Annotated in this window: 17 protein-coding genes; 10 read left to right on the top strand and 7 right to left on the bottom strand. The window is 70.5% G+C overall.

The features are described from left to right. Positions 1-30: 30 nt before the first annotated feature. Positions 31-1275 carry a PP2C family protein-serine/threonine phosphatase gene (locus AQJ46_RS34870; protein ID WP_208617031.1) on the top strand — a complete coding sequence of 415 codons (1245 nt, stop codon included), beginning with the start codon at positions 31-33 and terminating at the stop codon, positions 1273-1275. 48 nt (positions 1276-1323) lie between these two features. On the opposite strand, the gene AQJ46_RS34865 is transcribed toward AQJ46_RS34870, so the two are convergent. Further along, on the bottom strand, positions 1324-1572 hold the full coding sequence (locus AQJ46_RS34865) for a WhiB family transcriptional regulator (RefSeq protein WP_199873702.1): 249 nt from the start codon (positions 1570-1572) through the stop codon (positions 1324-1326). A 226-nt stretch (positions 1573-1798) separates the two neighbouring features. Between AQJ46_RS34865 and AQJ46_RS34860 the strand changes: the two genes are divergently transcribed. Beyond that, positions 1799-2590 carry a VOC family protein gene (locus tag AQJ46_RS34860; protein WP_059209354.1) on the top strand — a complete coding sequence of 264 codons (792 nt, stop codon included), beginning with the start codon at positions 1799-1801 and terminating at the stop codon, positions 2588-2590. Between the two features lie 13 nt (positions 2591-2603). On the opposite strand, the gene AQJ46_RS34855 is transcribed toward AQJ46_RS34860, so the two are convergent. The 3 genes from AQJ46_RS34855 to AQJ46_RS34845 all read right to left on the bottom strand — a co-directional run bounded on the left by AQJ46_RS34855 (position 2604) and on the right by AQJ46_RS34845 (position 5690). After that, a complete protein-coding gene (locus AQJ46_RS34855) occupies positions 2604-3629 on the bottom strand; it encodes a LacI family DNA-binding transcriptional regulator (protein ID WP_059209353.1) in 1026 nt (341 codons plus the stop codon). 151 nt (positions 3630-3780) lie between these two features. After that, positions 3781-4695 (bottom strand): ornithine cyclodeaminase family protein, encoded by a 915-nt coding sequence (locus AQJ46_RS34850; protein WP_059209352.1) that lies wholly within the window; start codon positions 4693-4695, stop codon positions 3781-3783. Positions 4696-4709: 14 nt separating this feature from the next. Next, on the bottom strand, positions 4710-5690 hold the full coding sequence (locus tag AQJ46_RS34845; RefSeq protein WP_059209351.1) for a multicopper oxidase domain-containing protein: 981 nt from the start codon (positions 5688-5690) through the stop codon (positions 4710-4712). 189 nt (positions 5691-5879) lie between these two features. Here AQJ46_RS34845 and AQJ46_RS34840 point away from each other — a divergent pair, with 189 nt between their 5' ends. After that, positions 5880-8378 (top strand): ThuA domain-containing protein, encoded by a 2499-nt coding sequence (locus AQJ46_RS34840; RefSeq protein WP_208617030.1) that lies wholly within the window; start codon positions 5880-5882, stop codon positions 8376-8378. After that, a complete protein-coding gene (locus tag AQJ46_RS34835) occupies positions 8378-10570 on the top strand; it encodes an OmpL47-type beta-barrel domain-containing protein (RefSeq protein ID WP_059209349.1) in 2193 nt (730 codons plus the stop codon). Before AQJ46_RS34840 ends, AQJ46_RS34835 begins: the two co-directional genes overlap by 1 nt. Here the strand turns inward: AQJ46_RS34835 and ligD are convergent. After that, a complete protein-coding gene (gene ligD, locus AQJ46_RS34830) occupies positions 10557-11582 on the bottom strand; it encodes a non-homologous end-joining DNA ligase (protein WP_059209348.1) in 1026 nt (341 codons plus the stop codon). The genes AQJ46_RS34835 and ligD overlap by 14 nt on opposite strands. Before the next feature lie 65 nt (positions 11583-11647). Here ligD and AQJ46_RS34825 point away from each other — a divergent pair, with 65 nt between their 5' ends. Further along, entirely contained in the window at positions 11648-12709 is a 1062-nt protein-coding gene (locus AQJ46_RS34825; RefSeq protein WP_059209347.1) for an ATP-dependent DNA ligase, read from the top strand. A 9-nt stretch (positions 12710-12718) separates the two neighbouring features. Here the strand turns inward: AQJ46_RS34825 and AQJ46_RS34820 are convergent, their stop codons facing one another. Further along, on the bottom strand, positions 12719-13909 hold the full coding sequence (locus AQJ46_RS34820) for a zinc-dependent alcohol dehydrogenase (RefSeq protein WP_059209346.1): 1191 nt from the start codon (positions 13907-13909) through the stop codon (positions 12719-12721). Positions 13910-14093: 184 nt separating this feature from the next. On the opposite strand from AQJ46_RS34820, the gene AQJ46_RS34815 reads away from it, so the two are divergent. Next, complete coding sequence (locus tag AQJ46_RS34815; RefSeq protein WP_059209345.1) at positions 14094-15116, top strand: DUF3048 domain-containing protein; 1023 nt, start codon at positions 14094-14096, stop codon at positions 15114-15116. Here the strand turns inward: AQJ46_RS34815 and AQJ46_RS34810 are convergent, their stop codons facing one another. After that, the gene (locus AQJ46_RS34810) at positions 15117-15581 is read right to left on the bottom strand and encodes a MarR family winged helix-turn-helix transcriptional regulator (protein ID WP_057610147.1); all 465 of its coding nucleotides are present in this window, start codon (positions 15579-15581) and stop codon (positions 15117-15119) included. 151 nt (positions 15582-15732) lie between these two features. Here AQJ46_RS34810 and pcaH point away from each other — a divergent pair, with 151 nt between their 5' ends. From pcaH to pcaDC, 4 genes are read left to right on the top strand one after another with little or no spacing between them, the layout of a single operon-like run. Next, the gene (gene pcaH, locus AQJ46_RS34805; protein ID WP_059209344.1) at positions 15733-16506 is read left to right on the top strand and encodes a protocatechuate 3,4-dioxygenase subunit beta; all 774 of its coding nucleotides are present in this window, start codon (positions 15733-15735) and stop codon (positions 16504-16506) included. 6 nt (positions 16507-16512) lie between these two features. After that, a complete protein-coding gene (gene pcaG, locus AQJ46_RS34800) occupies positions 16513-17118 on the top strand; it encodes a protocatechuate 3,4-dioxygenase subunit alpha (RefSeq protein WP_059209343.1) in 606 nt (201 codons plus the stop codon). Continuing rightward, on the top strand, positions 17115-18446 hold the full coding sequence (pcaB, locus tag AQJ46_RS34795) for a 3-carboxy-cis,cis-muconate cycloisomerase (protein ID WP_059209342.1): 1332 nt from the start codon (positions 17115-17117) through the stop codon (positions 18444-18446). The genes pcaG and pcaB overlap by 4 nt, the downstream gene beginning before the upstream one ends. Next, complete coding sequence (gene pcaDC / locus AQJ46_RS34790; protein WP_059209341.1) at positions 18443-19561, top strand: bifunctional 3-oxoadipate enol-lactonase/4-carboxymuconolactone decarboxylase PcaDC; 1119 nt, start codon at positions 18443-18445, stop codon at positions 19559-19561. Before pcaB ends, pcaDC begins: the two co-directional genes overlap by 4 nt. Positions 19562-19586 lie beyond the last annotated feature (25 nt).

Genomic DNA, 19586 nt, shown 5'->3' with positions numbered 1-19586 from the left:
CCCGCACAAGGTGAGGACGACGGACGAAGCATGAGTCAGGTTCGAAACCACGGCCGCGACCGTGTCGTCGCGCAGTTGGCCGCCGGTACACCCGCACTGCCCGTGCTGATCGTCTCCGTCATCGTGCTCGTCGCCGTCGTGTGCGGAGCAGGGACGATCTGGCTGCCACTGCTCGCGGCCGGGCCGGCGCTGGCCGCCACCACCGGCGGGCCGCGCGGAGTCCTCTGTGTCGGCCTCCTCGCGGCGGTACTGGGGGCGACGCTCGGAACCCGGGACGGCGTTCCGGGACATGAGCTGACGGCCGTACTGTCCGCCCTGGTGGCCGTCACGCTGGCAAGCGGCCTCGCCAGCGCGTTGCGCGGGCGTCGTGAACGGGTGCTCGCGGCCGTACGCTCGGTCGCGGAGGCCGCCCAGCATGCGCTCCTCAAGCCCGTACCGGCGACTGTCGGCCCATTCCAGGTGGCCGTCCGCTACAGCGCCGCGGCGGCGGAGGCCCGGATCGGCGGGGATCTCTACGCGCTGGTGCCCACCCCGTACGGGGTCAGGCTGATCGTCGGCGATGTGCGCGGCAAGGGGCTGCCGGCCGTAGGGACCGCCGCACTCGTAGTCGGTGTCTTCCGTGAGGCCGCCTACGACGAGCCCGATCTCCTCGCCGTCGTCGGCAGGATCGAGCGGAGCCTGGCGCGCAACCTTGGTGCTGACGACTTCGTCACCGCCGTGGTCGCCGGGTACCCGCAGGCAGGCCATCTGGAGGTGGTCAACTGTGGCCACGCGCCGCCGCTCCTGGTGCGCGAATCCGGCACCGTCGTGGCGGTGGAGCCCGCCCGTCCGGCCCCGCCCCTCGGGCTGCGCGCCCTCACGGACGAGACCCCCAGCCTCCAGGTGCTGGCTTTCGCCGACGGGGATCAACTGCTGCTCTACACCGACGGGGTCACCGAGGCCCGCAACCACAGCCGTGAGTTCTACCCGCTCGCCGAGGGACTGGCCCGCCACCTGTCCGACGAGCCGGCCGGCACCCTCACCGCGCTCCATGACGAGCTGCTGACGCATGTGGGCGGACGTCTGCACGACGACGCGGCGCTTCTCCTGCTCCGCAAACCGGCCGCTTCCGCAAGCGAAGCCGCCGTTCCCGAAGCGGTGTCGGACGACGGCAGCGGCAGCGGCAGCGGCAGCGGCTCACGCTCCGTCTCGTCCCGCTCCCGGGCCTCTGCCGCGAAGACCGAAGGAACGGCGGACCCGGGTATCCCCGTCGCCGCCCTCATAAAGCCCGAATAGAACGCCTCCCTGAGGAGAGAAACCCCTGGTCAACGGCTTAGCGTCGGCTCATCGGTTTTCCACCCGCCTGATCGCCAGCCGTTCCTTCTCGGAAAGGCCGCCCCAGACGCCGAAGCGTTCGTCGTTGGCCAGGGCGTACTCGAGACAGGCCGTACGCATCTCGCACATGCCGCAGATGCGCTTCGCCTCTCGTACCGAGCTGCCCGGCTCGGGAAAGAAGAAATCCGCCCCGGTCTGCGCGCACAACGCCTGCGCCTGCCAGGCGGGGTCGGTCGGGGTGATGGTGTCGATGTGCATGGCCGAGATCGTGCCGGTCGGCGAAAAACGTTCGATCAACGCGCGATCAACGGCCCCGTTCATGGCCTCCGGTCGCCACGATGGTCCTCCGTCCGGTACGGGGGTGCACGGCGGCGCGCGGACATGGTGCATCCGACGATTCGCGGCGTCGTCCCGGCGGCGATTGTCAGTGGACGGTGCAAGACTCGGCAGTGCAGGCAACGGGACCCCTCAGAGGAGGGCAGAGATGCTCACGACCCGTTATGTCACCGGCGCTCCGAACTGGCTCGACCTCGGCACCCCGGACATCGACGGCGCCACCACCTTCTACGGCGGCCTGTTCGGCTGGGATTTCCAGCCGGGCCCGCCCGAAGCCGGCGGTTACGGCTTCTTCCAGCTCGCCGGCAGAACCGCCGCGGGCGGCATGCAGACCACGCCGGAACAGGGCCCGCCCTCCTGGACCGTGTACTTCCAGACCCCGGACGCGGATGCCACCGCCAAGGCGGCCGAGCAGGCGCACGGCTCGGTGCTGATGCAGCCCATGGACGTGATGGACCAGGGCCGCATGGCGATCCTCGCCGACAAGGCGGGCGTGTCCTTCGGCATCTGGCAGCCCAAGCAGAACAAGGGGCTCCAGGTCACCCAGGAGCCGGGCTCGCTGTGCTGGGTCGAGCTGTACACGGCCGACCTGCCGATGGCCGCCTACTTCTACCGTGCGGCTCTCGGCCTGGAGACCTACGGGGTCGACTTCCCGGGCGGCACGTACACGACCGTGCTGCCGGACGGGCAGGGCGAGGACGCCATGTTCGGCGGCATCGTCCCGTTCGCCGACGATCCACTGGAGGCGCAGGCAGGGGCGTACTGGATGCCGTACTTCGAGGTCACGGACACGGACGAGACGGTGACGAAGGCACAGGAGCTGGGCGGCAGCATCCGGCTGCCCGCCACGGACGTGCCGGGTGTCGGCCGGGTCGCCAAGCTGGCCGATCCCTACGGCGCCCGCTTCGCGATCATCAAGAGCGCCCCGCAGCAGACGTGACCGGGGCGGGGGATCACGCCGAGGCGCGGCGGATCAGCGTGGTCGGCAGGACGACAGCGGCCGGTGTGGCTCCCCCGTTCCTGCGGTCGAGGTCTCGCAGCAGCAGGCGGGCCATCAACCGGCCCATCTCCTCTATGTCCTGACGGACCGTCGTCAGCGGTGGATCGGTCTGTTCGGCGACCGGCAGCATGTCGTCGAAGCCGATCACCGCCACGTCCTCGGGCACCCGGCGCCCTCGCTCCCGCAGCACGCGCAGGGCGCCGGACGCGGTGAGGTCGTTGGCGGCGAACACCGCGTCCACGTCCGGGCACCGGTCGAGGAGTTCGCGCATCGCCCGCTCCCCGCCGGCCGGGGTGAAGTCGCCCCGCACGACAAGCTCCGGGTCGGCGTCGCCCATGACGTCCCTGTAGCCGTCGAGCCGGTCCGCGGCGGAGGTCTGGTCGAGGGCGCCGGTGATGTGGGCGACTCGGGTGCGCCCGAGTCCGACGAGATGCCGCACCGCCTCGCGGGCACCGCCCCGGTTGTCGCTGTCGACGTACACGACATCCGTCGTCCCGTCGCTCCAACCGGGCCGCCCGCCGAACACCGTGGGTACACCGGCCCGTTGGATCAGTTCCGGCAGCGGGTCGTCGAGGTGCAGCGAGAAGACGAGCGCGCCGTCGACGTGTCCTCCGCCGAGGTAGCGTCCGACGCGGGCGTGGTCGTCGCGGCCCTCGGTGAGCAGCAGGACGAGTTGATTGTCGTGGGCGGTCAATTCCTTGCTGATTCCCCGGAGTTGCAGCGCGAAGAAGGGGTCCGCGAAGACCCTGGTCTCCGGTTCGGCCACGACCACGGCGACGGCGTCATGGCGCCGGGTGACGAGACTGCGGGCGGCCTGGTTGGGGACGTAACCGAGCTCTTCGACGGCCCTGCGGACCCGCTCGACGAGCGGCTCCCTGACCCCGTCCCCGCCGTTCACCACCCGGGACACGGTGGCCCGCGACACCCCGGCCCGGGCCGCCACGGCCTCCAGTGTGGGGCGCGGCGCTGTGTCGGTCACTTCGGGGCTCCTCATCGGCGGGTGCGGATCAGGATAGCCGCGGAGGAGGACAGGGTGAGAGCGCTCTCGGGGTGGGCGGAAGGGGCTTGCGCACCGGATCACTGACGCGGTGGCCCTGGACCGGTCGGTGCTGGACCTCTCGTGACGGGCTTCAGGCCAGCAGATCCACCCGCCGCCCGATCCCCTCCCGCTCGGCCCGCCCGTACGCCGTCCAGGCCAGCGCGAGGTCCTGCCAGGGCATGCCCACGGGGGCGTAGACCGTGCGGTCCGTGTCGGTCGTCCGGCCGGGGTGCTCGGACCGTGCCACCTCGCCGAGGGTCGCGTCGGCCGCCCTCAGCACTCCCACGCCCGCCACGAGTTCACGATCGTCGACCACCAGGAGCGCGGCGTCCAGCAGATCGGCGGCCAGTTCCGCCTTGCCGGGCTCGTCCACACCCAGGCTCGTGAAGTGCTGCCCCGGCCTGGTGTCCCGCAGGTGCAGCAGTGGTTCCCTCGACCAGGTCGCCGACAGGACGATGTCGGCGGCCACGGCGACCTCCGCGGCGCAGGACACCACACGCCCACCGTGCCGCGCGGCGAACTCCGCGGCGCGATCGGCGGACGTGTCCTGGACGACGAGGGCGCTGCGGGGTCGTAGCGCCGCAAGGCCCCGCACCATCAACTCGGCCTGTGCGCCCGCCCCGATCACTCCGACGACGTCTCCCCGGCCGGCGAGCAGATGGGTTCCCAGCGCGGCCGCGAGGCCTGTTCGCCAGGCCGTGACCGTCGCCGAGTCCAGCAGTGCCAACAACTCGCCGTCGGCACCGCTGTGCAGGCAGATCACGCCGCGCAGCGCGGGCCGGGCGGCGGGGAACTTGGCGTTGACCTTCACCGTGTAGGCCGGGATGCCGGGGAGCAGGCCCGGGATCAGCGCGGTGGCCGTACCGGGGAACGGGAGGTCCGTGCGCACCCGTTGTCCCGCGATCGGCACCGCCTCCGCGTGCCGGAAGCCCTCCCGCAGAGCCTCGATGCAAGCCCCCGGCTCCAGCACCGCTTCCAGATCACCACGTGCGAGAAGAAGAGTCACCCGTCCATGATCCGTCAGTGCGCGTGCCCGGCCTGGTGCTCCGTGTGCTCGTGCGGCTCGTACCCGGGGATCGTGCCGTCCGTCTTCTTCACCAGGAACAGGCCCACCATGCCCATGTCGGAGTGACTCTGCACATGGCAGTGGTACATCCAGGCGCCCGCCCCCACCCCCTCCCCCGCGATCACCTGGAAGCCGAAGGAGTCCGCCGGGCCCACGATCTTGTTGTCGATGACCTGGCTCGGGTCGTCGGGGCCGGTGAGCATGCCCGTGCGGTTGTCCGCCCAGCGGTGACCGTGCATATGGAAGGTGTGGTAGTACTCGCCGTGCGTGATCATCACGAACTCGACCCGATCGCCCACCGTGGCCTCGAAGTCGGGCCCCGAGTGGGCGGGCTTGTTGTTGATGAGCATGTCGTTGAAGACGATCGTGTGGGTCGTGTCCGGGAGGACATCGCCCTTGCGGCGGACGATCACGGGTCCGTAGAGGCCCTTGCGGATGCCACCGGTTCCGTGTTCCGTGCCGACCACGTGGTCGTGGTAGTGCCAGTAGCCCGCGCTGCCCGCCCGCCAGGTGCCGTCGCTCCGGCGGCCCGGCACATGGGTGCGCCAGGTGTAGGTGCGGGTGCCGCCCGGCTCGACGTCACTCTTGTTCAACTTGGTGCCGTCGCTGGAGATTTCGTAGTCCAGGCCGTGGACGTGCAGGCTCGCCCTGACGTCCATGGTGTTCTCGAACTCGATGTGCAGCGTGTCGCCCTCGTTGAGCTCGATGAGCGGACCGGGGATGGTCGCCTTGCCCTTCTCGAGGCCGTAGCCCATCTGCCCGTCGGCGAGCTTCTCGGCGTACAGCTTGATGCGCTTTACCTCGCCGCCGCCCGGGGCGGCCGTCGCCGGACCTGTGTCGCTCCGGGCCTCCGGCGCCAGGGACAACGATGTCGCGACAGCCGCACCGCCGAGCAGCACCCGCCGGTTGAAGCCGCGTCTGTCCAGTGCGCCCATGCAGAACTCCCCACCGTGATACGGATTTTGCGGAGACGTGCCGGTGATGAACCTGTGAGACGGTACCGGCCGCCGAGCCGTTTATCCACACTCAGGACAAAGTTCGTCCGATCCCGGTCATAGGTATTGGCGAGTGACGCAAAGGGGTCTAGCTTCCATGGCGCTGTTGCTGTGACCGAGGAGGTGCCCATGCACTTACGAGGGTTGAGCGCGAGAAGCGGAGGAAGCACGAGAAGACGGGTCTGGACGGCCACCGTGACCGCGGGGGTCGTCGCCGCCGGGCTGATGTCCGGACCGGCGGCGGGGGCGCTGCCGGCTCCCGATCCGTCCGCGACAACGATGTCCGTCAAGTCGCCACCGGGCGGCGCCGATGTACGGGTGCTGGTCTTCTACGGGTCCGCGGCCGCCGGGGACGAATCACCGGTCGTCAACGCCGGGATCGCCGCAGTCGAGAAGATCGGGCTGTCCGGTCCGGTGAATCAGCGGTTCGAGACCGAGGCCACGGACGACGCCAGGGTCTTCACCGACGAGCAGGCGCTGGGGAGTTACCACGCGATCGTCTTCCTGACCGGCGGCGGCGATGTCCTCGACCCCGACCAGGAGGCCGGCCTGGAGGCCTACATGGAGGCCGGCGGCGGCTTCGTCGGCATCCATGACGCGGCCCGCGCCGAGCCGTACTCCGACTGGTTCACGGGCCTCGTCGGCGCCCGTCCGGCCGCCTCCAGCCCGGCGGCCGTCCAGCGGGCCACCGTTGAGGTCGGCGACCGGCAGCATCCGGCGACCAAGGATCTGCCGGTGCAGTGGAAGCGTCCCGACCAGTGGCTCAACTGGACGAAGAACCCGTCCGGCGACGTGCACACCGTGGCCCGGGTGCGCGAGTCGACCTACCAGCCCGGCGCGAGCGCCAACGGCTGGGACCACCCGGTGAGCTGGTGCCGGGACTACGACGGCGGCCGGTCCTTCTACACCGGCATGGGCGGCACCGTGGCCTCGTACGACGAGACCGACTTCCGGACCCACCTGCGCGGCGCGCTGCTGTGGACCTCGCGGCTCGTGCAGGCCGACTGCAAGGCGACCATCAACGGCAACTACAAGGCCGAACGCCTCACCCAGCCCAACCAGGCGGGGCAGAGCGACCAGATCGGCGAGCCGCACGGCCTGGTCACCGCCCCCGACGGGCGCGTCCTGTACATCGGCCGGGGTGGCGCCGACTCCTCCCGGCCGGTGATCACCGACTGGAACAACCCGGACGTCGGCAAGGGCAAGGGCCAGATCCACGTCTACGACCCGGCGACCAAGAAGGTCACCCTGGCGGGCGAGTTGACCGTCTTCGGCAACAAGGGCGGCGGCGACGAGCTGGTGAAGGTCGAGGAAGGGCTGCTCGGGATCGAGCTCGACCCGCGCTTCGAGCAGAACGGCTGGGTGTATCTGCACTACACCCCGCACGACCGGCTCAACCGTGACACCCGGATCGCCGAGCGTCGGGTCTCCCGCTTCACGCTCGACCTGACGACGAACAAGCTGGACCTGAACAGCGAGAAGGTCCTGCTCAAGTGGCCGGTCCAGGTGCACAGTTGCTGCCACGCCGGCGGCGGGATGTCCTGGGACTCCAAGGGCAACCTGTACATCGCGACCGGCGACAACAACTCCAGTGGCTTCAGCGGCGGTTACTCCGGCAACAACCCGCAGCCGAACTACAAGGGCGTCTCCTTCGCGGACGCGCGCCGCACCGCCGGCAACACCAACAACCTCAACGGCAAGATCCTGCGCATCCACCCGGAGCCCGACGGGACCTACACGCTGCCCGGGGGGAACCTCTTCACGGGCAAGGAGACCGCCGAGGGCGGCGGCAAGACCCGCGGCGAGATCTATGTCATGGGCGTCAGGAACCCGGCCCGCATCTTCGTCGACAAGAAGACCGACATCCTGTACGCGGGGTGGGTCGGCCCGGACGCGAGCGCGCCCTCGACGACCTGGGGCCCGGCCAAGTACGACACCTTCGCCGTCATCACCAAGGCGAGCAACCGGGGCTGGCCGTACTGCATGGGCAACAAGCAGCCCTACCGGGACCGCAACCTGCCGGATCCCGACCAGCCGCTCGGCTGGTACGACTGCGACCACCCGAAGAACGAGTCGCCCAACAACGACGGTCTGGTCAACCTCCCGCCGGTCACCGGCAACAACATCTGGTACTCGCCCCAGGGCGGCGCCCCGGACTACCCGCGCGACGCGAACGGCATCCCTTCCTACAAGCAGGAGGACGCCAAGTACCTGCTGCCGTGGCTCAAGGGCGGCGGCCAGGCCGCGATGAACGGGCCGGTCTACCGCTACGACACCGCCTCGGCCACCAGCACCGTCAAGTGGCCCTCCTACTGGGACGGCAAGTGGTTCGTGGGCGACTTCTACGACGCCGACCAGCCACGCAACGCCGTCATCACCGATCCGAAGAACCACGGGGACGGCGGACTGCCCGTCCACTCGGAGTCGCTCAAGAAGATCGTGCCGATCGGCAACGACGGCATCAGGAACCTCATGGACTGGAAGTTCGGTCCGGACGGCGCGCTGTACGTCCTCGACTACGGGCGCGGGTTCTTCACCTCGGACGCCAAGTCGGCGCTGTGGAGGGTCACTTACCAGGGCGGCGGGCCCACCCCGGCCGCCGGCCAGCTGGTTCGGGGAGGACAGTGATGCGCCGACAAAGACTTCTGACCGTGCTGCTGGCCGCCCTGCTGATGATGCTCGGCCTGCAGTCGACATCCACGGCACAACCCGAGCGGACGAAGGCGGCGGAGCAGGTCCTCACCTGGACCGCCGGCGACGACATCACCAAGTACAACTCCGTCCCGACGACGGCCGTCGCGGGCACGGCCACGATCGTCTTCGAGAACAGCGCGGCCACCGGCAACACCACTGGTATGCCGCACACGTTGACCTTCGTGACCAGCGACCCCGAGTTCAACAACGACGTCGAACTCAACATCCTCGCCAACCCGAACGACGACATGGGCGGCCGCCACACCGCCGAGGTCACGCTCACCCCGGGCCGCTACTTCTACCACTGCACGATCCCGGGCCACGGGCAGATGCAGGGCATCCTCGTGGTGACCGAGGGCAGCGGCGAGGACACCACCGCACCCTCGGCGGCGGCCCAGGTGACCGGCACGCAGAACGCGCAGGGCCAGTACGTCGGTTCGGCGAGCGTGGCGGTCACGGCCACCGACGAGGCAGGGGGCTCCGGCGTCGACCGGATCGAGTACGCGACCGGGGACACGGGTGCCTGGCAGCCGTACACCGCCCCGGTGGTCTTCGACCAGGTCGGCAGCCACACAGTGCGTTACCGGGCCGTCGACAAGGCGGGCAACGTCTCCGCGGAGAAGAGCGTCGACTTCACGGTCGTCGCCCGGCCCTCCGACGACACCGCCCCGCCGGACACCTCGGCCACGGTCAGCGGCGAGCAGAACCCCGACGGCACGTACCTCGACATGGCGACCGTGACCGTGTCGGCCTCCGACACCGGATCCGGGGTCAACACCATCGAGTACGCGGTGAACGACGGGAGTTGGCAGCCGTACACCATGCCCGTGATGGTGCATCAGGTCGGCACCCACACCGTGCGCTACCGGGCGACCGACAAGGCGGGCAACGTGGCCGCCGAGAAGAGCGTCCGGTTCACGGTGGTCGCGACGCCCCCGCAGGACACCACCCCGCCGGTGACCGGTGTGACCGTGGACGGCACCCGGAACTCCGACGGGGCCTACGTGGGCAACGCCAGGGTGACCGTGAGCGCCACGGACGAGGGCGGTTCGGGTGTCGCGGGCGCCGAGTACTCGATCGACGCCGGACCCTACCTGGCTTACACCGCTCCCGTGGTCGTGGACCGGGCGGGCACCCACACCCTGGCGTACCGGGCGACGGACAAGGCGGGCAACACCTCGGCCGCGCGCACGGTGACCTTCACGGTGGTCTCCAGTCAGGTTCCGGCGCCCAGCTGCGCGGAGTTCGACGAGCGGTTGACGGTGATCGTCGGCACGGTCGACTCCGGGGTGCCGAACCGGATCACCAACAGCCGGTGCCGGATCAACGAGTTGATCGAGGACGAGAAGGGGTGGACGTCCCACGCGCTGTTCCTCAAGCACGTGAAGACCGTCCTGGACAAGCTCTTCAGGGACGGGGTCGTCGACGAGCGCGAGTACGACGCCATCGACGCGGCGGCCCGTGAGTCCGGGATCGGCAAGCCGGGACAGACCGAGGGCTACCGCACGATCCTCGACGGCAGCGCGGCGTCCTTCGCCAAGTGGCAGCAGGTGGGCGGCGGTTCGTTCGCACCCAACGGCGACGGGTCGATCACCTCGGGCACCACGAAGGACGGCCTCGGCATGCTCTGGTTCCCGGAGCGCAAGTACGGCGACTTCTCGCTCAAGCTCCAGTGGCGGGACGACGCCCCGGGCACCGGGCACGCCAACTCCGGTGTGTTCGTGCGGTTCCCGTGGGTCCACGACCATCCGGAGGAGCCCCGGCCGGAGTGGGCCGCCATCAAGTACGGCCACGAGGTGCAGGTGCTCGACCGGCCCGACGGCGACATGTACAAGACCGGTTCGGTCTACGGCTTCGACCGGGTGGGGCTGGCCGGTGCCGGCGTCACCCAGAAGGGCACCTGGAACGACTACGAGATCCGTGTGGTCGACCAGCACTACTCGGTCTACCGCAACGGTGTGCTGATCAACGAGTTCGACAACATCGGCGGTCAGGACTTCTACCCGGCCCGCTCGGACGACCCGGGCACGGACGGGCGGCGGTTCGCCTCCGGCTACATCGGACTCCAGGTGCACGGCACGACGGACGTGATCTCGTACCGGGACATCAGGATCAAGGAGCTGTAGGACCGGGCTTCCTGGCCCTGCTCGGCTGTACCCGCTTGGGCTCCCCCGGCATCTTCGGATACTCGGGCGGGTACGGCAGATCACCTAGCCCGTGGTCGTGCTCGTCACGGCGGGCCAGGTCCAGCAGGGCGTCCAGCGAGAACGCGTGATCGTCCATGTCCGCGTGCACATCGCCGAGTTCGGCGAAGCGCGCGGGCATGGTCGCGATGTCGAAGTCCTGCGGGTGTGCCTCGCCGACCTCCTCCCAGCGCAGGGGTGCGGAGACGGGGGCGTGCGGGCGGGGCCGTACCGAATAGGCGGAGGCGATCGTGCGGTCGCGGGCCGTCTGGTTGTAGTCGAGGAAGATGCGCTCGCCCCGCTCCTCCTTCCACCACCTGATGGTCACGTGGTCCGGCATCCGGCGCTCCATCTCACGCCCGACCGCGATCGCGGCCCGCCGCACCTGGGTGAAGGTCCAGCGCGGTTCGATCGGCACGAAGACGTGCAGGCCGCGTCCGCCGGAGGTCTTGGGCCAGCCGCGCAGACCACCGAACTCCTCGAGCACCGACCGCAGTTCATGAGCCGCGCGCACGGCGTCGTCGTAGTCCGTGCCGGGCTGTGGATCGAGGTCGATGCGGAGTTCGTCGGGGCGGTCGACGTCGTCGCGGCGGACCGGCCAGGGGTGGAAGGTGAGGGTGCCGTACTGGGCGGCCCACAGGACGGCGGCCTCCTCGGTGGGGCACATCTCGTCGGCGCTGCGGCCGCTCGGGAAGGTGATGTGGGCGGTCGGGATCCAGTCGGGCATGTTCTTGGGCGCCCGCTTCTGGAAGAAGTTCTCGCCGGTCACACCGTCCGGGTAGCGCTCCAGGGTGGTGGGGCGGTCGCGCAGGGCGCGCAGGATGCCGGGGGCGACGGCCTGGTAGTAGCGGGCGAGGTCCAGCTTGGTGAAGCCGCGCTCCGGGAAGAAGATCTTGTCCGGGCTGGACAGCCGTACGGTCCGGCCGCCCGCCTCCAGTTCCACCGCGTCACCCATGCGAGCCACGGTAAGCGAGCCCGGCATATCAGGCATTTCGGGGCAGGCGCGTGCAGAATCGGACCATGGATCTGCCGGTGATGCCCCCCGTGAAGCCCATGCTCGCCAAGTCGGTGGCGAAGATCCCGCCGGACATGCACTACGAGGCGAAGTGGGACGGGTTCCGCGCCATCGTCTTCCGGGACAGGGCCGAGGTCGAGCTGGGCAGCCGTACCGGCAAGACGCTGACCAGGTACTTTCCGGAGCTGGTGGAGGCACTGCGGGAGCGGCTGCCCGAGCGCTGCGTGATGGACGGGGAGATCGTGATCGCGCGGGAGGGCCGACTCGACTTCGACGCGCTGACCGAGCGCATCCATCCGGCGGCCTCGCGGGTGCGGACGCTCGCCGAGCGGACGCCGGCCTCCTTCGTCGCCTTCGACCTGCTGGCCCTCCAGGACGAATCACTGCTGAACGTCCCGCTGACCGCCCGCAGGAAGCTGCTCACGACGGCTCTGTCCGGGGTGACGGCCCCGGTGCACCTCGCACCGGCGACCACGGACATCGACGTGGCCCGCCATTGGTTCGAGCAGTACGAGGGCGCGGGCCTGGACGGTGTCATCGCCAAGCCGCTCACCCTGCGCTATCTGCAGGACGAGCGTGCCATGTTCAAGATCAAGCACGAGCGCACGGCGGACGTGGTGGTGGCGGGCTACCGGCTCCACAAGAGCGGCCCCGTCGTCGGCTCCCTGCTGCTGGGGCTCCACGACGAGGCGGGCACCCTTCAGCACGTCGGCGTGTCCGCGGCCTTCCCCATGAAGCGGCGCGCCGAGCTGATCGACGAACTGGAGCCGCTGCGGATGGAGAACCCCTCCGGGCACCCCTGGGCGGCCTGGGCGGAGGCAGCCGCGCACGAGAGCGCCCGGCTGCCCGGGGCCCCGAGCCGCTGGTCGGGGAAGAAGGACCTGTCGTGGGTGCCGCTCAAGCCGGAGCGGGTGGCGGAGGTGGCGTACGACCACATGGAGAACGGCGTACGGTTCCGCCACACCGCCCGCTTCCGCCGCTGGCGGCCCGACCGGACGGCCTCCAGCTGCACGTACGCGCAGCTGGAGGAACCGGTGCGGTACGACCTGGACGAGATCCTGGGGTGACGCGCCGGGTCAGGGCCGCATCAGCACCTTGACCGCGCCCTCCTGCTTCTTCTGGAACATCTCGTACGCGTGCGCGGCGTCCGACAGCGGCACGTGATGGGTGGCGAAGTCGTCGACGCCGAGCGGGTCCTCGTCCGTCAGGTACGGGATGATCTCGTCGCTCCAGCGCCGCACGTTGGCCTGGCCCATCCGGATCTGGATCTGCTTGTCGAACATGGTGAGCATGGGGAGCGGGTCGGCCGTGCCGCCGTAGACGCCGGTCAGCGAGAGGGTGCCGCCGCGGCGGACCAGTTCGATGGCGGTGTGCAGGGCGGCGAGCCGGTCGATGCTGAAGCGCTCGGCGAACGGCCCGCTGAGCTTCCTGGGCAGCAGGGCCGAGGCGTTCTGGGCGAGCCGGGCGGCCGCGCTGCCGTGGGCCTCGGTGCCGACGGCGTCGATGACGGCGTCCGGGCCGCGTCCGTCGGTCTCGTCGCGGATCGCCTGGACCAGCTCCTTCTCGCTGTCGAAGCTCCTGAGGTCGTACGTCTCCACGCCCCGCGCACGGGCCCGCCGCAGCCGTTCGGTGACCAGGTCCACGCCGAAGACCCGCCCGGCGCCGCGCACCTGCGCGACCCGGCAGGCCATGTCGCCGATGGGGCCGAGACCGAGCACGGCGACGCTGCCGCCCTCGGGGATGTCCGCGTAGGCGACGGCCTGCCAAGCAGTGGGCAGTACGTCGGAGAGGTAGACGAAGCGGTCGTCCGGCGGGCCCTCGGGAACCTTGATCGGTCCGAACTGGGCCTGCGGGACCCGCAGGTACTCGGCCTGGGCGCCCGGTACGGCGCCGTAGAGCCGGGTGTAGCCGAACAGGGCGGCGCCCATGCCCTCGCTGCTGACCTGGGTGGTCTCGCACTGGGTCGGCAGCCCGGTCATGCACATCCAGCAGTTGCCGCAGGCGATCTGGAAGGGCACGACGACCCGGTCGCCCACCGCGAGGTCCGGCACCCCGGCGCCGACCTCCTCGACGATGCCCATGGGTTCATGGCCGAGGATGCCACCCGGCGTCATGAACGGGGTGAGCACCTCGTAGAGATGCAGGTCGGAGCCGCACAATCCGGTCGAGGTGATCCGGATGACCGCGTCCGTCGGTTCCTTGATCTTCGGATCGGGCACCTCCTCCACCCGTACGTCCCGCTTGCCCTGCCAGGTCACAGCCTTCATCGCCGGGCACTCCCTCCGTCACCTCGCGTGTCGGTCCTGGGTAGGCGCCCCGGGTACCCGGGGCGCCTCCGCCGAACCACGATCCAGGGCCGATCGGCGTACTCGACGCGACTAATCAGAAACGGACGGGTATGGCCACCAATGAACTTATAAGCGCACAATCAAAGACACGAGACGGGTGGGCATGGTGGGCATGGCGGATACGGAACACAGGGGGCGCGCGCGACGCGCCCGTACGGCGGCGGCACTGCTGACCGCCGCCGGTCTCTTCGCCGCGGGCTGCACGGGGCACGGCACACCCCGTGCCCCCGCCGACGACGGACGCGGACAGTTCCGCACGGATCAACCGAGCCCTTCACCATCGAACACACCGGAACCGAGCGAGGAGGCCGACGGTCCCTCCGTGCTCGCCGTGAAGATCGACAACGTGCGGGCGGCCCGCCCGCAGACCGGCATCGACTCCGCCGACGTCGTCTACGCCGAGCAGGTCGAGGGCGGGCTCAGCCGGCTCATGGCGGTGTATGCGACCAAGCTGCCGAAGGCCGTCGGCCCGGTGCGCAGCGCCCGCGAGTCGGACCTGGAGCTGCTGCGGCAGTTCGACGACCCGACGCTCGCCTTCTCCGGCGCCCAGGGCAAGCTGATGCCCCTCATCAACGGGGCGCCACTGGTCCCCCAGACCCCCGAGAAGGCGACCCGCGCCTACTTCCGCGGTCCCGACAAGGTCTCCCCGCACAACCTCTTCCTGCGTCCGAAGCGCCTGGTGCCGGCCACGCCGGGCGCCGCCGCGCTGACGACCGGCTTCACTTACGGCCCCGCGCCCGCCGGCGGCACCGAGGACACCTCGGAGACGGTCCGCTTCCCGGCCGCCCGTTTCACCTTCACCTGGTCGCAGAGCCGCGCACGCTGGCTGGTCTCGATGGACGGCACCCCCGACGTGACGTCCGACGGAAAGCGGCTGGCCCCGGCCACGGTCGTCGTGCAGTACGTGAAGGTGCGCAAGTCCGCCTTTCACGACTTCCTCGGCAACAACACGCCGTACACGGTGACGGTGGGCTCGGGCAGGGCGAAGGTGCTGCGCGACGGCCGCGCGTACGACGTGAACTGGAAGCGGGCGACGGCCACGGACGGTACGGAGTTCACCACCAAGGACGGCTCCCGGGTGAACTTCGCCAAGGGCCAGGTGTGGATCGTCTTCGCGAAGGCGTGATCAGGGCTGGGTGACGAGGGGTTCGGCGGGATTGCGGAGCCCCTCCGCCGCGTCCGCGACCCGGCGGATCAGCTCGAAGAACTGGCCCTGTTCCGCGGCGGAGAGCGGGCCCAGGAAGACCTGGTTCATCCGGGCGGTGCGCACGGTCAGCTTGCGGTGGGTGCGCACCCCGTCGTCGGTCAGGCGCAGCAGGAAGCGGCGGCCGTCCTGGGGGTCGCGGACCTTGTCGAGCAGTCCGCGCCTGCCGAGCCGGCTGATGACCTCGGCGATGGTGGACCGGTCGAGACCCACCCGCTCGCCCACCGTGCGCTGGTCGAGCCCCGGTTCGGCGACCAGTGCGTTCAGGACCGCGAACTGCGGCGAGGTGATCTCCTCGGAGACCATCGTGTTCCAGAGCAGGTAGTGCGCCTGCTGGAGCCGCCGGGCGAGGTGCCCGGGGTGGGTGGTGAGGTCCACCGCGGCCATGTGCGCTCCCGAGTCATTTGGTTGGTGCACTGAAGAGTAGTGAGCCTTGACGCCAGGCTGCCACAGTGGCAGCTTAAGAGAAACCCGGCTGAAATAGTCAGTGCACTGAGCGATTGACGTCCTCGAACGCTAGCGAAACACAGGAATCACCATGACTCTCACCCAGCACGACATCGACCGGGAAATCGCCGCCGAGCACGCCGCCTACGAGAAGCGGCTCGCGGACGGCGCTCCCGTCGAGCACCAGCCGCGCCGCGACTACGCGCCCTACCGGTCCTCCGTGCTGCGACACCCCGAACAGCCGCCGATCAGCATCGACGTGTCCAAGGACCCGGAGCTGGTGGAGCTGCGGTCGCCCGCCTTCGGGGAACGGGACATCACCGAGATCGACAACGACCTGACCCGGCAGCACACCGGGGAGCCGATCGGTGAGCGGATCACCGTCGAGGGGCGGCTCCTGGACCGCAACGGCCGTCCGCTGCGCGGGCAGCTGGTGGAGATCTGGCAGGCGAACTCGGCCGGCCGCTACGCCCACCAGCGCGAGCAGCACGACGCCCCACTGGACCCGAACTTCACGGGCGTCGGCCGCACGCTGACCGACGACAGCGGCTTCTACCGCTTCACCACCGTCCAGCCGGGCCCGTACCCGTGGCGCCAGCACGTCAACGCCTGGCGGCCGGCCCACATCCACTTCTCGATCTTCGGCACGGCGTTCACCCAGCGGCTCGTGACGCAGATGTACTTCCCGAGCGACCCGCTGTTCCCGTACGACCCGATCATCCAGTCCGTGACGGACGACGCGGCCCGCCAGCGGCTCGTCGCGACGTACGACCACGGCCTGTCCGTTCCGGAGTTCTCGATGGGCTACCACTGGGACATCGTGCTCGACGGACCGCAGGCCACCTGGATCGAAGAAGGACGCTGACCAGCCATGACGAAGATCGACCCGAGCCGTCCGGAGACCGTGCTGCCGACCCCGTCGCACACCGTCGGTCCCTTCTACGGCCACGCCCTGCCCTTCCCCGGCGGCGGCGACATCGCGCCCATCGGCCACCCGGACACCATCGTGCTCCAGGGCTACCTCACGGACGGCGAGGGCAACCCGCTGCCGGACGCCTTCGTGGAGCTGTGGAGCGCCGACCCCGACGGCAACGTCCCGCAGGTCGACGGCTCGATCCGGCGCGACCCCGCGAGCGGTGGCTACCTTGGCCGCAACGGAGTGGAGTTCACCGGCTGGGGCCGCATCCAGACCGACGCCAACGGCCACTGGACCGCACGGACACTGCGGCCGGGCGCGCGCGGCCAGAGCGCGCCGTACATCAGCGTGTGCGTCTTCGCGCGCGGGCTGCTGGTGCACCTGTACACCCGGATCTACCTGCCGGGCGACGAGGCGGCCCTGACCGCAGACCCGCTGCTGGCCCGGGTACCGGCGGAGCGGCGCGACACGCTGATCGCGCGTGAGCAGGGCGATGGCACCTACCGTTTCGACATCCGCCTTCAGGGCGAAGGCGAAACGGTCTTCCTGGAGTTCCAGTGACGTCTCCCGATCCGGACACCGGCCTGCTCGCCCCCGGGTGGGCAGGTTCCCCCGCCGCCTCCGCGACCGCCGACGGCGCCTACCTCCAGGCGCTGCTGGACGCGGAGGCGGCACTGACCCGGGTCCAGGCCCGTCTGGGTCTCGCCCCGGCGGGGGCGGCCGACGCGGTGACCGAGGCGGCCCACGCGGACCGCTTCGACGTACGATCCCTCGCCGACCGTGCGCGCGGCGGCGGCAACCCCGTCATCCCCCTGGTCGCCGACCTCACCGAGGCGGTCGGCGAGGAGTACGGCCCGTACGTCCACCGGGGCGCCACCAGCCAGGACATCCTGGACACGGCGACGATGCTGGTGGCGGCGCGCACGCTCGACCTCTTGCTGGCGGACCTCGACCGCGTCCAGCGGGCTTTGGCCCGGCTGGCCGCCGAGCACCGGGACACCGCGATGCCGGGACGGACGCTGACCCAGCACGCCGTGCCGACGACATTCGGTCTGAAGGCGGCCGGGTGGCGGGCGCTGGTGCTGGACGCCCGGGACCGGGTCGCAACCGTACGGGACTCCCTGCCCGCCCAACTCGGCGGCGCCGCCGGGACATTGGCCGCCTTCACGGTCTACGGCACCGAGGACGCCCAGGCCCTCACGGCGGCCTTCGCCGCGGAACTCGGCCTCCGGGCTCCGCTGCTCCCCTGGCACACCCTGCGCACCCCGATCGCCGACCTCGCCGGATGTCTCGCCTTCACCGCCGGAGCGCTGGGCAAGATCGCCGCGGACGCCCTCGTGCTCGGCCGTACCGAGATCGCCGAAATCGCGGAGGGCAGCGGAGGCGGTTCCTCGGCCATGCCGCACAAGGCGAACCCCGTACGGTCCACGCTGATCGCCGCCGCCGCCCGACGCGCCCCGCAGCTCGCGGCCACGCTGTACGGCTCGCTCACCGCAGAGGACGAGCGGCCGGCCGGTGCCTGGCACGCCGAGTGGGAGCCGCTCAGGGACCTGCTGCGGCTGGTCGGCGGAGCCGCCCGGGACGCCGCCGAACTGACCGAGGGGCTGCGGGTCCACGCCGACACCATGCGGGAACACCTCGATCTCACCCACGGGTTGATCGTCTCCGAGCGGCTGTCCGCCGAGCTGGCACCCGTGCTGGGCCGGGCCCGTGCCAAGGCGTTGCTGACGGACCTCGCCAAACGGACGTACGCCGAAGACCCCTCCCTCGGTGAACTCCTCGCACGCGAGCCCGAGTTGAAAAACGTCGACCTCGGCGCACTCACCGATCCCGCCCGCTACACCGGCTCCGCCGGAGCCCTCACCGACCGTGCTCTGGAGCGACCTTGACCGAGAAACTCCTCAACCACCGTGCCGAGGGCCCCGCTTCTGCTCCTCCGCTGCTGCTCGGGCCGTCGCTCGGGACGTCGTACGCCCTGTGGGACAAGGTGGCGCCCGAACTGTCCATCAGCCACCGGGTGGTCCGCTGGGACCTGCCCGGGCACGGCGGTTCGGCGGCCGGTCTGATCGGTCCCGGCGCCACCGTGGGCGACCTCGCCGACCTGGTGCTGGCGCTCGCCGACTCGCTCGGCATCGAGCGGTTCGGGTACGCGGGGGTGTCGCTCGGCGGTGCGGTCGGTCTGCACCTGGCCGTACATCACCCGGACCGCGTCGAGCCGCTGGCGGTGATCTGCTCCTCGGCCCATTTCGACGGCAGCAAGCCGTGGCAGGAGCGGGCCGAGCGGGTCCGCCGGGAGGGGCTGCAGTGGCTGCTGGAGAGCGCGAACTCCCGTTGGTTCGCGGGCGACTTCAGCGTTCCGGAACTGATCCGCGACCACGCCGAGGCCGATCCGTCGGCGTACGCCGCCTGCTGTGACGCCCTGGCCTCCTTCGACCTGCGCGACCGGCTGGCCGAGATCTCCGCGCCGACCCTGCTGATCGCCGGCCGGCAGGACCCGGCGACCCCGCCGCCCCATCTGCGGGAGATCGCCGACGCGGTGCCGCGCGCCACGCTCGTCGAACTCCCGGGAGCATCGCACCTGGCACCGGCCCAGTGCCCGGAAGCCGTCCTCACCGGCCTGCGCGCACACCTCGGCGGGGGTGCCAAGCGGGGCATGGAGGTGCGGCGCGAGGTGCTCGGGGACACGCACGTGGACCGGGCACAGGCCCGGCAGACCCCCTTCACCGCGCGCTTCCAGGACTTCATCTCACGGTACGCGTGGGGCGAGATCTGGACCGACCCGACGCTCAGCCGCCGCGAGCGCAGCATGATCACACTGACGGCGCTGGTCGCCCACGGCCACTACGACGAACTGGCCATGCATGTGCGCGCGGCGCGGCGCAACGGGCTCACGCCGGAGGAGATCGGGGCCGTACTGCTCCAGACGGCCGTCTACTGCGGGGTACCGGCGGCGAACTCCGCGTTCGCCACGGCCCAGCGGGTGCTCGCCGAAGAAGAAGGGTGACCCCAGCAGTAGCAGCTTCCACAGC

It is taken from the genome of Streptomyces canus (genome assembly GCF_001514145.1).
GTDB lineage: Bacteria > Actinomycetota > Actinomycetes > Streptomycetales > Streptomycetaceae > Streptomyces > Streptomyces canus.
This window is presented reverse-complemented; position numbering and strand designations above follow the sequence as displayed.

Coding starts and splice junctions, on each gene's coding strand:
- AQJ46_RS34870 (WP_208617031.1), top strand. CDS start 31: ATGAGTCAGGTTCGAAACCACGGCCGCGACCGTGTCGTCGCGCAGTTG.
- AQJ46_RS34865 (WP_199873702.1), bottom strand. CDS start 1,572: ATGCACATCGACACCATCACCCCGACCGACCCCGCCTGGCAGGCGCAG.
- AQJ46_RS34860 (WP_059209354.1), top strand. CDS start 1,799: ATGCTCACGACCCGTTATGTCACCGGCGCTCCGAACTGGCTCGACCTC.
- AQJ46_RS34845 (WP_059209351.1), bottom strand. CDS start 5,690: ATGGGCGCACTGGACAGACGCGGCTTCAACCGGCGGGTGCTGCTCGGC.
- AQJ46_RS34840 (WP_208617030.1), top strand. CDS start 5,880: ATGCACTTACGAGGGTTGAGCGCGAGAAGCGGAGGAAGCACGAGAAGA.
- AQJ46_RS34835 (WP_059209349.1), top strand. CDS start 8,378: ATGCGCCGACAAAGACTTCTGACCGTGCTGCTGGCCGCCCTGCTGATG.
- ligD (WP_059209348.1), bottom strand. CDS start 11,582: ATGGGTGACGCGGTGGAACTGGAGGCGGGCGGCCGGACCGTACGGCTG.
- AQJ46_RS34825 (WP_059209347.1), top strand. CDS start 11,648: ATGGATCTGCCGGTGATGCCCCCCGTGAAGCCCATGCTCGCCAAGTCG.
- AQJ46_RS34820 (WP_059209346.1), bottom strand. CDS start 13,909: ATGAAGGCTGTGACCTGGCAGGGCAAGCGGGACGTACGGGTGGAGGAG.
- AQJ46_RS34815 (WP_059209345.1), top strand. CDS start 14,094: ATGGTGGGCATGGCGGATACGGAACACAGGGGGCGCGCGCGACGCGCC.
- AQJ46_RS34810 (WP_057610147.1), bottom strand. CDS start 15,581: ATGGCCGCGGTGGACCTCACCACCCACCCCGGGCACCTCGCCCGGCGG.
- pcaH (WP_059209344.1), top strand. CDS start 15,733: ATGACTCTCACCCAGCACGACATCGACCGGGAAATCGCCGCCGAGCAC.
- pcaG (WP_059209343.1), top strand. CDS start 16,513: ATGACGAAGATCGACCCGAGCCGTCCGGAGACCGTGCTGCCGACCCCG.